Annotated in this window: 10 protein-coding genes; all 10 read left to right on the top strand. The window is 34.1% G+C overall.

What is annotated here, in order from left to right; all coding sequences use genetic code 11:
* Window positions 1-44 precede the first annotated feature (44 nt).
* The 10 genes from OLM54_RS21320 (at window position 45) to OLM54_RS21275 (ending at window position 13699) form a co-directional block, all read left to right on the top strand.
* Entirely contained in the window at window positions 45-2489 is a 2445-nt protein-coding gene (locus OLM54_RS21320) for a histidine kinase dimerization/phosphoacceptor domain -containing protein (RefSeq protein WP_264536529.1), read from the top strand.
* A 51-nt stretch (window positions 2490-2540) separates the two neighbouring features.
* On the top strand, window positions 2541-3884 hold the full coding sequence (locus tag OLM54_RS21315; RefSeq protein ID WP_264536528.1) for a sigma-54-dependent transcriptional regulator: 1344 nt from the start codon (window positions 2541-2543) through the stop codon (window positions 3882-3884).
* 309 nt (window positions 3885-4193) lie between these two features.
* Complete coding sequence (locus tag OLM54_RS21310; RefSeq protein ID WP_264536527.1) at window positions 4194-4475, top strand: hypothetical protein; 282 nt, start codon at window positions 4194-4196, stop codon at window positions 4473-4475.
* Window positions 4476-4650: 175 nt separating this feature from the next.
* Window positions 4651-4728, top strand: a complete 78-nt coding sequence (gene kdpF / locus OLM54_RS21305; RefSeq protein WP_073075461.1) for a K(+)-transporting ATPase subunit F — start codon at window positions 4651-4653, stop codon at window positions 4726-4728.
* Between the two features lie 117 nt (window positions 4729-4845).
* Window positions 4846-6567 (top strand): potassium-transporting ATPase subunit KdpA, encoded by a 1722-nt coding sequence (kdpA, locus tag OLM54_RS21300; protein WP_264536526.1) that lies wholly within the window; start codon window positions 4846-4848, stop codon window positions 6565-6567.
* Window positions 6568-6578: 11 nt separating this feature from the next.
* Window positions 6579-8612, top strand: a complete 2034-nt coding sequence (gene kdpB, locus OLM54_RS21295; RefSeq protein WP_264536525.1) for a potassium-transporting ATPase subunit KdpB — start codon at window positions 6579-6581, stop codon at window positions 8610-8612.
* Window positions 8613-8722: 110 nt separating this feature from the next.
* The gene (locus tag OLM54_RS21290; protein WP_264536524.1) at window positions 8723-9289 is read left to right on the top strand and encodes a K(+)-transporting ATPase subunit C; all 567 of its coding nucleotides are present in this window, start codon (window positions 8723-8725) and stop codon (window positions 9287-9289) included.
* Between the two features lie 266 nt (window positions 9290-9555).
* Complete coding sequence (locus tag OLM54_RS21285) at window positions 9556-10632, top strand: porin (protein ID WP_264536523.1); 1077 nt, start codon at window positions 9556-9558, stop codon at window positions 10630-10632.
* A 93-nt stretch (window positions 10633-10725) separates the two neighbouring features.
* Window positions 10726-11847 carry a sensor protein KdpD gene (locus OLM54_RS21280; RefSeq protein ID WP_264536522.1) on the top strand — a complete coding sequence of 374 codons (1122 nt, stop codon included), beginning with the start codon at window positions 10726-10728 and terminating at the stop codon, window positions 11845-11847.
* A gap of 130 nt (window positions 11848-11977) precedes the next feature.
* A complete protein-coding gene (locus OLM54_RS21275) occupies window positions 11978-13699 on the top strand; it encodes a cell wall metabolism sensor histidine kinase WalK (RefSeq protein ID WP_264536521.1) in 1722 nt (573 codons plus the stop codon).
* Window positions 13700-13892 lie beyond the last annotated feature (193 nt).

Here is a 13892-nt window from a genome sequence, read left to right as displayed (position 1 = left end):
TGTTTGACCACAAAAACTTCCAAAAACCTAATTATAACCTCATCATGAAACAAGCTTTTTGTTTTTACTTTTTACTTCTTATTTCTCTTCATTCCGTTGCGCAAACATCCACTTCAACAGCAGGTTATGATTTAAAAAAGAAGCGTTTGCTATTTCAGTTTTGTACTACTTTTTTGTATGCAACAAATCAAGGAAAGATTGACGAAGACAGTTCGGCGGTATTAACTACAAAAGCGTACAATTTACCTCTTTCGCTAAGTTATGATGAAGGATATAACGAAAATGGAAATATAATAATTGGCAGTGAATTGATTAAAAAAGGGAATATAAATGCTGCCACAAAACTTTTATCCCAGGCAAAAGGTTCAGACAAAATTTTATTGCTGCTTCAGCTGGGAAGTTTTTACCTTTATAAACCCGGAACAAAACCCGAAGATCTTCAAAATGCTTTCAAATATATTAATGAAGCGGTACAAACAAGCAATCAGCTTAAAATTATAAAATGGAAGCATGAAAGTTTATTATTACTGGGAAAATACTATAATCAGGAACATAATTTTACCGAAAGTAAAAATTGTTTTAGCAGAGTTGTAAACGAATGCCGAAAACAAAATGATAAAAAGGCTCTTGCCGATGCCTTGGCAAATGAAGGTTCTACTTTACCTTTTCCCGATCCTGAAAAAGAAAAAATCCTAAACGAAGCGATACAACTTTACAAAACATTAGGATTAGAGGAAAAGGCGATAGAAATGCATCTAAAGCTTATTACAATACATTATTTCAGCGGAAACATCAATTTAGCCAATAAAGAATTTTATCAAAACTTATACAACCAAAGAAAAATTGGGTTTAAACATACTCAATTTACAGAATCGGCAATTTCATATATAGAGCTTAACCGACATAATATCAAAAGCTCTTTGTATTATGCTTTAAAAACGATTAAAACAGTAAAAACCCTTAACGATTATAATTTTGCTGATACGTTTTATTTGCGTTTCGGAAACGTTTATCTGGTTTTAGGTCATTATGAAGAAGCTGCAGAAATGTATCAAAAAAGTGTCTATTATGGACAACATTATATAAGTGCCGGAAGTTGGTATAAAAGTTTTATGAGTCTTGTTGCGGCTTTATCATCAAAGGGAAAAAATCAGGAAGCTATTGATTACATCAATTCTGTTACTGTAAAATTTCCGCCAACGAACCCGTACGACAAAATGATTTTGAATTTTACAAAAGCAAATTGTTACGATCGATTAAAAAATTATGCCTTGGCAGAGAAATATTTTAAAGAAATGGATCTTTCGGCACAGCAATTAAATGGTCCGCAAACTTTACTGGATGTTTCAAATGCGTATGCCTCAATGTCTTATTTTTATGCGCGCAGACATCAGGCAGACAAAGCGAAATTATATGCTGATAAAATTTCAGTTTTAGCTAAAGCAAATAATCAGCATTATAACTTACCGGATCTTGAAATTTCCTTATCCACAACTGATTCATTAAATGGCAATTATTCATCGGCTTTAAAACATTACCAAATTTATAAAAAGATGAGTGATTCTTTGATTAATTATGCTAAAAACAAACAAATTGAAGAGCTTAAAATTCAATATGAAACGGTCAATAAAGAGCAAAAAATTAAACTATTAAACGATCAGGCAAAATTGCAGCAGAGCCAATTACAAAAATCAAAACTCTTAAATAATTTATCTATTGGTTTTTTACTATTGCTTCTTATTATCATTGGTTTGCTGTACAATCGTTACCGCTTAAAACAGCGAAATCACGCCAAACTTGAGCAGAAAGAAAAAGAAATTAATCAGAAAAATATCAATTTAAATCATTTACTTAATGAAAAAGAATGGTTGTTGAAAGAAATTCATCATCGTGTAAAAAACAATCTGCAAACCGTCATTAGTCTGCTAAATTCACAATCTGCTTATTTGGATAACGATATGGCTTTATCAGCCATAAAAAACAGTCAACATAGAATACATTCAATGTCTTTGATTCATCAAAAATTATATAATTCTGAAAATATTTCGACGATTAATATGCCTAATTATATACGGGAGTTGGTTGAATATTTACGTGAGTCTTTTTCGCTTGGTCAGAGAATTAGGTTCGAAGTAAAAATTGATCCATTAGAATTAGATGTGGCACAGGCCGTTCCGCTTGGACTTATTTTGAATGAAGCCATTACAAATTCGATTAAATATGCTTTTCCTGAAGATCGCACCGGAATAATTTCTGTAAAGCTTGAACGAATTTTAGACAACAAATATCTATTAAATATTTCTGACAACGGAATTGGTCTTGATATGAACCTCAACACTAAAAAAAGCAATTCATTCGGGATGAGTTTGATAAAAGGTTTAAGTGATGATTTGGATGCAAAATTTACGATGGAAAATAATAACGGAACTATTTTGAAAATTGAATTTTCGCAAGAATTTCCATTGAATCAAAAAAGAGAAGTAATTTAAATCCTAAATTTGCCTTCTGAAAGTAAATTACGATTTTAGCCTTTTCCTCAAATGACACACAAAATTTTAATTATAGACGACGAAGAAAAACTGAGAAGTCTGCTGGCACGCATTATAAAATCGGAAGGATTTGAAGTTTTTGAAGCCAAAGATTTAAAATCGGGTTTTAAAAAATTAGAACAAACCGAAATTGATGTCGTTTTATGTGATGTAAAATTACCGGACGGAAATGGCGTTGATTTTCTGCAAAACATAAAAGGAAGCTTTCCTTTAATAGAAGTTATTTTATTGACGGCTTTCGGGAATATTCCGGATGGCGTTCAGGCAATGAAAAATGGCGCTTTTGATTATATTGTAAAAGGCGATGACAACGACAAAATTATTCCGCTTTTGTATAAAGCTGTTGAAAAATCTCATTTACAGAAAAAAGTAAAACAGCTTGAAAAACGCATTGGAGATAAATATTCTTTCAATACCATTATCGGAAAATCTAAAGGAATCGAACAAGTAATTGATCTGGCTAAAAAAGTCGCCAAAACCGATTCTACTGTTTTACTTACCGGAGAAACCGGAACCGGAAAAGAGGTTTTTGCACAAGCAATTCATGAAAATAGCAATCGTGTTGGCAAATCTTTTGTTGCCTTAAACTGCAGTACTTTTAGCAAAGAAATTCTGGAAAGTGAACTTTTTGGTCACAAACAAGGCGCTTTTACCGGAGCACTAAAAGATAAAAAAGGTTTTATAGAAGAAGCCAACGGCGGCACTTTGTTTCTGGATGAAATTGGAGAAATGCCAATAGAATTGCAAGCCAAATTATTACGCGTTTTAGAAACCAGCGAATATATTCCGGTTGGAGACACAACGCCAAAAAAATCAAATTTCAGATTAATTGCGGCTACAAACAGAGATTTAAAAACAGAAAGTGACGAACACCGTTTTCGTTCTGATTTATACTTTCGATTGAATATTTTCGAAATTAAACTTCCTCCATTAAGGGAAAGAATAAAAGATATTGCCTTAATTACGCAATATTTCGTCAAACAATTTTCTGAAAAAACGAATAAAAAAACATTAACTATTTCAGATGATTTTCTTCAGAAATTAGAAAATTATTCCTGGCCGGGAAACATTCGCGAACTTAAAAATGTCATCGAAAGGTCTGTAATTCTAAGTAATGGTGATATTTTAACCGCTGATGTTTTGCCTTATGAAATGCAGCATCAACCTGAAAAAGCAACCAAATCAATGTCGGCTTTTTCTATGCAAAGTATTGAAAAACTGCATATTCAAAAAGTTTTAAATTATACGAAAGGTAATAAAGCAGAAGCTGCCCGTTTGCTGGAAATTGGTATTGCGACTTTATATCGAAAACTGGAAGAGTATAGTATACAATAACAAATATAAATTCCAATTATCAGCATATCAGATCCTGCAAGGTTTTCAAAACCTTGTAGGTTTAAATTTTACATCCTAACGGTTTCAAATAATTAGAATACCTACAAGGTTTTGAAAACCTTGCAGGAAATTGGAACGAATTCAGACAAACCTATCATTTCAATAAAAGCTTATCATTTTGATAGGCTTTTTTTATGCCTGCTTTTTGGCACGAAGCTACAATCCTTTTATTGGCAGCACTTTAACCGTTATAACCCTTTTTCGGTCTGACTTTTGGCATAAGTGGGAAGAACATAAAAATTCATTCTCATGAAAAATCAAGTCACCTCAATCTACAAACAAGCCGAGCGCTTTGCCGAGATTACCAAAAAATCTATCATTTCTGGTAACATCGTTAGAGCAAAAAAATGTCTGGCACTTGCCGAGCGTCTTTTTATTACAGGAAGTTTAGAAACTAAAAACGCCATTTCGAATGTGTATGTTTTTTCAGTTTCTTCTTTTATGGAAGTACGTCACTGCAATATTTCACATTTATTTCCTCAAACGCTTAAAGCGGAATATATCAAACAAATTAATACGTCAGGTGTATAAAAAAGTTTAATCGGTTAACTGTTTAATTGTTTAATCGTTCAAACACAATCTAAAATCTGAATTCTAAAATCTAAAATAAAAACCTATGTTAATCACTATTCTTTTACTCGCATTGGCCGTTGTGTTGTTTGCGATTTGTTTTAAATCAGTTGAATTTTTTGAAAAAATCTAAATCATGACTGCACTATTTATTGTTTCCATCGCCGTTTTTGGCTATTTGGTTTATGTATTAATCAAACCCGAAAAATTTTAAATCATGTAAAAAGTAAAATGTTTTATGTGAAATGTAAAAACTAGATCTATTCATCAATTCATTTTACAAATCACATTTCTCATTTTACAATTAACATTTTACAAAAACTCACATATTATGAACACAGAATTATTAGGCGTCATCAGTATTTTTATCGTTTCGATAGTTTTAGCCATTCCGTTAGGAAAATATATCGCTAAAGTTTATTTAGGAGATAAAACACTTTTTGATCCAATTTTCAATCCAATTGAAAAATTTATTTTTAAAATCAGCGGCATTAATTCCACTGAAGAAATGAACTGGAAACAACACTTAAAAGCACTTTTAAGTATCAATATGATTTGGTTCTTTCTTTGCTTTTTCGTCTTATTATTTCAGGGATCGTTGTTTTTAAATCCCGACAATAATCCAAACATGACACCGGATTTGGCCTTTAACACCGCCATTTCATTTGTCGTAAACTGTAATTTACAGCATTATTCAGGTGAAAGCGGCGTTTCTTACCTATCACAAATGTTTTTGATGTTCTTGCAATTTGTTTCTGCTGGTGTTGGTATGGCTTCTGCAGCAATAATTTTCAATGCAATGAAAGAAAGAACTACAGAAAAACTAGGTAATTTTTACGACTATTTCATCAAAAGCTGTACACGTATTTTATTACCCCTTTCCGTTATTGTAGCTACTATTTTAGCATTCAGCGGTACACCAATGGATTTTGACAGTAAAGATTCTATCACAACTTTACAAGGTGATCACGTTGACGTTTCCCGCGGACCTGCTGCTGCTTTTATTGCTATCAAACATTTAGGTACAAATGGTGGTGGATTCTTCGGAGCCAACTCAGCGCATCCATTAGAAAATCCAACTTATTTTACCAATGCAGTTGAATTATGGTCACAATTAATAGTTCCGTTTGCTATGATTTTTGCTTTAGGTTTTTATCTAAAGAAAAAGAAATTATCATACGTAATCTTCGGAGTTATGACGGTTGGATTCCTTCTATTAGTTATCCCGACAATGATGAGCGAAATGAACGGAAATCCTGCTATCGAAAAAATGGGAATTGTTCAAACAACCGGAGCTATGGAAGGAAAAGAGGTTCGGTTTGGACCAGCTGTTTCAGGATTCTGGAGTATTGCAACAACAGTAATTTCTACAGGTTCTGTAAATAGTATGCACGATAGTTCAATGCCAGTTTCTGGTGCTATGGAATTGCTTGCTATGATGGTGAATGCCTTTTACGGCGGTTGTGGAGTTGGTATCTTGAACTTCTATATTTTCATTATTCTGGCAGTATTTATTTCCGGATTAATGGTTGGTCGAACACCTGAATTTTTAGGGAAGAAAATCGAAGCACGGGAAGTTAAAATTGCTGCTTTCATCGCCATTCTTCACCCTTTATTAATATTAGCCGGAACAGCTTTAGCATCTTATTTTGCTGCAAATGATACCGCAATGGGTTACTGGTTTAGCGGAAATGCAACAGGCTGGTTAAACAATCCAGGACATCACGGATTCTCAGAAATGTTATACGAATATACTTCAAGCGCTGCCAATAACGGTTCTGGTTTTGAAGGTTTGGGAGACAACAATCCGTTCTGGAATATCACTACAGGAATTGTGTTACTGTTGAGTCGTTTCATTCCTATCGTTGGGCCATTGGCAATTGCAGGATTATTGGCGAATAAAAAATACATCCCGGAAAGTGCAGGAACTTTAAAAACCGACACTTCTATTTTTGGAATAATGGTTTTTGCCGTAATCGCGATTATTGCCGCTTTATCATTCTTCCCAGCGTTGGCTTTAGGTCCATTGGCAGAATATTTTACTTTAAAATAATATAAAAGAAAATGACAACTAATAAATCCACATCATTGTTTGAAAGTAAGCAAGTAAAAGAAGCTTTAGTGCAATCTTTTGTGAAGCTGAATCCAAAAATGATGATCAAAAATCCGGTAATGTTTACCGTAGAAATAGGAACTGCCATTATGTTTGCTGTTTGTGTTTCCATTTTAATGGGAGCAACTGACCAAGGTAGTTTTACTTATAATTTAATTGTGTTTTTAATTTTACTTGCAACGCTTTTGTTTGCCAATTTCGCCGAAGCTATTGCCGAAGCAAGAGGAAAAGCTCAAGCCGATAGTTTAAGAAAAACACGTGAAGAAACTCCTGCAAGACAAATTTTGCCTAACGGAGAAATCAAAAATATCAGTTCATCTGAATTGAAAAAAGGAGATATTTTCGTTTGTGAAGCCGGCGATTTAATTGCAACCGATGGTGAAATTATCGAAGGTTTAGCGACTATCGACGAAAGCGCCATTACCGGAGAAAGTGCTCCTGTAATTCGGGAAGCAGGCGGTGATAAATCATCTGTAACCGGAGGAACAAAAGTACTATCTGATAAAATTAAAGTAATTGTAACCTCTGAACCTGGCGAAAGCTTTTTGGATAAAATGATTGCTTTGGTTGAAGGTGCAAGCCGCCAGAAAACACCAAACGAAATTGCCTTAACCATTTTATTAGCCGCATTTACTTTAATCTTTGTGATTGTGTGCGTTACGCTTAAACCGTTTGCCGACTATGCAAATGCACCCATCACGATTGCGGCTTTTATTGCACTGTTCGTTTGTTTGATTCCAACTACAATTGGAGGTTTATTATCAGCAATCGGTATTGCGGGAATGGACAGAGCGTTGCGTGCCAACGTAATTACAAAATCAGGAAAAGCAGTTGAAACTGCCGGAGATATTGATGTATTGCTTTTGGATAAAACCGGAACAATTACCATTGGAAACAGAAAAGCAACAAATTTCTACCCTGCAAAAGGTGTTACTGAAGAAGATTTTATAAAGTCTGCTGTGTTAAGTTCATTGGCAGATGACACTCCGGAAGGGAAAAGTATCGTGGAACTGGCAGGTGCCGAAACTGCCAATAAATTATCAATTGAAGGTGCTACTTTAATCAAATTTACCGCAGAAACGAGAACTTCCGGAGTTATTTTAAAAGACGGAACCAATATTAGAAAAGGAGCTCAGGATGCTGCAAAAAATATTGCAAAACAAGCCGGGAATTCTTTCCCTGAAGATACCGCTCAAAAAGTAATTGATATTTCTACAAACGGAGGAACGCCACTAGTCGTAATTAAAAACGATCAGGTTCAAGGTGTTATCGAATTGCAGGATATCATTAAAACCGGAATGAAAGAACGTTTTGACCGTTTGAGAAAAATGGGTGTAAAAACGGTGATGGTTACCGGAGATAATCCGCTTACGGCGAAGTTTATTGCCGAAGCTGCCGGAGTTGATGATTTTATTGCCGAAGCGAAACCTGAGGATAAAATGAACTACATCAAAAACGAGCAAAACTTAGGTAAACTTGTTGCCATGATGGGTGACGGAACGAACGATGCTCCTGCCCTTGCACAAGCGAATGTAGGTGTTGCCATGAACAGTGGAACTCAGGCTGCAAAAGAAGCCGGAAACATGGTCGATCTTGACAATGACCCAACTAAATTAATCGAGATTATCGAAATTGGGAAACAACTTTTAATGACTCGAGGCACTTTAACTACTTTTTCTATTGCAAATGACGTTGCGAAATATTTTGCTATTGTTCCTGCTCTTTTTATTACTGCAATTCCTGCGCTTGAAGGTTTAAATATCATGCGTTTGCACAGTCCTGAAAGTGCAATTTTATCAGCGGTAATCTTTAATGCGATCATCATTCCGATATTGATTCCGTTAGCGTTGAGAGGTGTTGATTATAAACCAATTGGTGCAAGTGCAATCCTAAAACGAAATCTGTTGATTTATGGGTTAGGTGGATTAATTGTCCCTTTTATCGGAATTAAATTAATTGATTTACTGGTAGCTATGTTTATTTAGTGAAATGTGATTTGTAAAATGTGAAATGACTAAATCAAAAAGTCACATATAACAATTTACAGATCACTTTTACATCTAACATTTTATATCTAACATTTTACATTAGAAACATGAAAACAATATTTTCACTATTAAAATTGACACTGCTTACCGTAATTCTGTTTGCAGTTATTTATCCCCTTGCGATTTACGGAATTGCACAATTTGCTCCTAATCACGGAAAAGGAGAAACTATTTCGGTTAACGGAAAAGTGGTTGGATACCAAAAAATCGGTCAGAAATTCGATAAGTCAAATTATTTCTGGGGAAGACCTTCGGCTGTGGATTATAATGCTGCAGGAAGTGCCGGAAGCAACAAAGGACCAAGTAATGCTGACTATTTAGCTTTGGTTCAAAAAAGAATCGACACGTTTTTAGTTGTTCATCCGTATTTGAAAAAATCTGAGATTCCATCAGATATGGTGACCGCTTCTGGTAGCGGTTTAGATCCGAATATTTCACCGCAAGGCGCTTTGATTCAGGTGAAACGTGTTGCCAAAGAACGAAAATTAGCTGAAGATAAAGTAAAAGCTTTGGTTGAAGCGAATATTAATACGCCAAAAGTTATGGGAACTCCAACGGTGAATGTGTTGGAATTGAATGTGGCTTTGGATGAGCTTTCTAAAAAAGGTTCTTAGGTTCTGAGTTTTTAAACCCGACAGGTTTTAAAAACCTGTCGGGTTTGACAAAGATCTTCGCAATGACAAACTAAATTTTATAATAAATACCTAACAGGTTTTGGAAACCTGTTAGGATAATGAACGCCCTTTTTTACCCCAAAAGCCCTAGCCCCGATAGTAGTGGAAATCCTTTTACTTTTTTCTTTAAAAAGTAAAAGATTGAAACGGATAGCGGGAAATAGCTCCTAAAAAATCTACTTAATAAATAATTGAATACCACAAAAATGAAAAAAATAATACTTACTGCTTTAATCGCTTTTGGTTTTAGCAATTTACATGCACAAGAAGAAACAAAAAGCCCGTTTACGTTTTCGGGATATGTCGAAACTTATTATAGTTATGATTTCGGAAAACCGGAAGATCATACGCGACCAGGCTTTTTTTACAATTATAATAAAAGCAATGAAGTGAACATCAATTTAGGTTTGGCGAAAGTGAATTATTCGAAAGATAATGTTCGTGGAAATTTTGCTTTAATGGCTGGAACTTACGCTGAATATAATATGTCGGCAGAGCAAGGTTTATTGAAAAATATATACGAGGCAAATGTTGGCGTGAAGATTTCGCAAAGTCATAATTTATGGATTGATGCGGGAATTATGCCGGCACATATTGGTTTTGAAAGTGCAATTGGTAAAGATTGCCAGACTTTAACACGAAGTATTTTGGCTGAAAACTCGCCTTATTATGAAGCAGGAGTTAAAATTGGTTACACATCTGAGTCAGGAAAATGGTATTTAGCCGGAATGTATTTGAATGGCTGGCAACGTATTGAGAAAGTGGAAGGCAATCAAACGCCTGCTTTTGGAACGCAAGTTACGTACAAACCATCGGACAAAGTGGTTTTGAACTGGAGTACTTATGTTGGAAATGAGCAGCCAGATATCGATAAAAAATGGCGTTATTTTAACAACTTTTACGGACAATTTAAGGTAACGGATAAAACAAATGTTACGGCTGGTTTTGATGTTGGATCGCAACAAGCGGCAAAAAACAGTAATAAATATGACACTTGGTTTTCGCCAGTTTTGATTCTGCAATACAAACCAACGGATAAAATTCAGCTTGCGGCTCGTGGCGAATATTATAGTGATGAAAAAGGAGTTATTATCGCAACTGAAACTCCAAATGGTTTTAAAACTTACGGATTTTCAGCTAACTTTGATTACTTAGTTACTGATAATGTAATGTTTAGAATCGAGGCAAGAAATCTTTCGAGTAAAGATGAAATATTTACAAAAGACAATCTTCCAACGGATACGAATACGTTTGTAACGACTTCGTTGGCGATTTCTTTCTAATTAAGTAAAAAGTTTTTTGTGAAATGTGAAATGTAACACATCATTTACAGAAGTCATTTTACATTTCACAAGAAACATGTTACACCATAAAAAATGGAAAAAGAAAATAATGCACAGCACTTTCTCGATTTAATTCAGAAATCACGAAAAGGAAAGTTTAAAGTCTACATTGGAATGAGCGCCGGTGTGGGGAAAACGTATCGTATGCTGCAGGAAGCACATTCGTTGTTGAAAAACGGAATCGACGTGAAAATTGGTTACATCGAAACACATATGCGAAAGGAAACGCATGAACTTTTATCTGGTTTGCCCGTTATTCCGCGGCGAACCATTTTCTATAAAGGGAAAGAGCTGGAAGAACTAGATGTACAGGCGATTATCAACCTGAGACCTGAAGTCGTAATTGTTGATGAATTGGCGCACACGAATGTTGAAGGAAGCAAAAATGAAAAACGCTGGCAGGATGTTTTAGAAATTTTAGATGCGGGAATCAATGTGATTTCGGCAGTGAATATTCAGCATATAGAGAGCTTAAATGAAGATGTAAAACGCATTACAAATGTTGATGTTCAGGAACGAATTCCGGATAATGTTTTGCGATTGGCAGATGAAGTGGTGAATATCGATTTAACAGCAGAAGATTTAATTTCGCGTTTGAAAGAAGGGAAAATTTATACGGCTGATAAAATTCAGACGGCTTTGACGAACTTCTTTAAGTCAGATCAGATTTTACAATTGCGTGAATTGGCTTTGAAAGAAGTAGCGAGTCAGGTTGTGAGAAAGGTTGAAAGCGAAGTACCTCAACTACATGCTTTAAGACATGAAAAACTTTTGGCTTGTATTAGCAGTAATGATAAAACGGCTAAAATTGTGATTAGAAAAGCAGCTCGTTTGGCAAGTTATTACAACGGATCGTGGTATGTTTTATATGTTGAAACACCTAAAGAAAGCAGTACCAAAATAGCATTAGACAAACAACGCCATTTGATTAATAATTTTAAACTGGCGGTTCAATTGGGCGCAGAAGTAATTAAAACAGAGCACAAAAATATTGCTGATGCTATTTTAATGACTGTTGAAGAAAAACATATTACAACTGTTTGCATCGGGAAACCGCATTTGAATTTATTTAAAGTAATTTTGTCTACAACGATTTTTAGACGCTTGCTAAATAGTCTGTCTTTATCGAATGCTGATCTTGTTATTTTATCTTAGATGTGAAATGTTTTCTGTAAAATATGAGATGTTTCTTGAAAGTCATTTTACATTTTACAATTAACTTTTTACCAAAAAACAAATAATTAAATTTAGAGGGTGAGATCGCCTCGTTCCTCGCAATGATGTCATGAGAATTAAAACTAAATTAAATCTGGGAGTTGGGTTATTATTTTTATTAATAATTATACTTACTTTGGTGAGTGCCTTTTATATTTTCTCTATAAAAAAAGACACTGAAAATATTCTGAAAGCAAATTATAATACGCTTGAATATTCCAGAAACATGCTTTTGTCTTTGGATGAAATCACTACTAATAGAGATAAAGCGATTATTACTTTTAGTAAAAACCTTCAAAAACAAACACAAAATGTTACGGAAGCTGGAGAGAAAAAAGGCACAGATAATCTAAAGAGAAACTTTGTTCTTTTAGAAAAAAACAGCGCTGATGAATCTCTAAAAATGCAAATCAGGCAAGACATTTTTGAGATTATGAAGCTCAATATGAATGCCATTAAACAAAAAAGCGACATCGCCAAACATACCGCTGAAACGGCCAATTTATGGATTGCCATTGTGGGAACTTTATGTTTTTTGATTGCTTTTAATCTGCTTATAAATTTACCTCACAATATTGCCAATCCTATTAAGGAATTAACGCTAAGTATTAAGGAAATTGCAAATAAAAATTATTCAGAACGTGTGCATTTTACCAATCACAACGAATATGGAGATTTAGCAAAATCGTTTAATACTATGGCGCAAAAACTCCAGGAATATAATAATAGTAATTTGTACAAATTATTTTTCGAAAAGAAACGATTGGAAACGCTGATCAATAATATGCACGATCCAATTATTGGGCTTGATAATGAAGAAATTATTTTGTTTGCGAATGATGAAGCATTGAAAATTATTGGTTTGAAACTGGAGGATGTTATTGGAAAATCGGCTTCGACTTTGGCTTTATCAAATGATTTAATGCGTTCTTTAATTTTGAAAGAGCTGACAACGGATTCTCAGAAAAAGAAAACATTAAAAATCTTTGCTAATGGAAAAGAAAGTTATTTTGATAAAGAAATCCTCAACATAACAATAACGCCAACAGGAGAAGAAAAAGAAATTAATATTGGCGATGTCATTATTCTGCGAAATATTACTTTATTTAAAGAGCTTGATTTTGCTAAAACAAATTTTATTGCCACCGTTTCACACGAATTAAAAACGCCAATTGCATCTATAAAACTGAGTTTGCAATTGCTTCAAAATACTACAACCGGCAACATGAACGACGACCAAAAACAATTGGTTGAAAGCATTAAAGATGATAGTCAAAGATTATTAAAAATTACAGGCGAATTGCTCAATTTATCACAATTAGAAACCGGAAATATTCAGTTGAATATTGAAAAAAGCAATCCGTATGCTATCGTAAATTATGCTGTTGAAGCCGTAAAAGTTCAAGCCGATCAAAAACAGATTAAACTTGTTATTGATGCCGACGAAAATTTGCAAGATGTAAAAGCCGATAGTGAAAAAACAGGCTGGGTTTTGATTAATTATCTCTCAAATGCTATTACGTATTCGTCTGAAAAAAGCACAATTACCATTCGATTAAAAGAAGAAAACGATCAGATTGTATTTCAGGTTATCGATATCGGAAAAGGAATTGATACACGGTTCAAAGACAAAGTTTTTGATAAATATTTCAAAATTCCGGGAAGTCAAAAATCAGGAACCGGATTGGGATTGGCAATCAGCAAAGAATTTATTGAAGCTCAAAATGGTCTTGTTGGAGTAGAAAGCAATTTAGGCTTGGGAAGTACTTTTTGGTTTTCGTTGAAAGTTTAAGATTAAATGTTAATTGTTAATTGTTAAAAGAAAAATGATAAAGAGCCGTAGGCTCGTTGAAATTAATATTGTCATTGATATTGTCATTGATATTTAGCCAATCTTAATCAAAATATCTCTTTTAAAACCAACAAATTAATATTGACTTAAAGTTAGATTAAGCCCAAAATAGTTGAATCACACATTCGTTATT

Source organism: Flavobacterium sp. N1736, assembly GCF_025947065.1.
GTDB lineage: Bacteria > Bacteroidota > Bacteroidia > Flavobacteriales > Flavobacteriaceae > Flavobacterium.
Note: the sequence above shows the minus strand (reverse complement) of the source record. Positions and strands in the feature narration are given on the sequence as shown.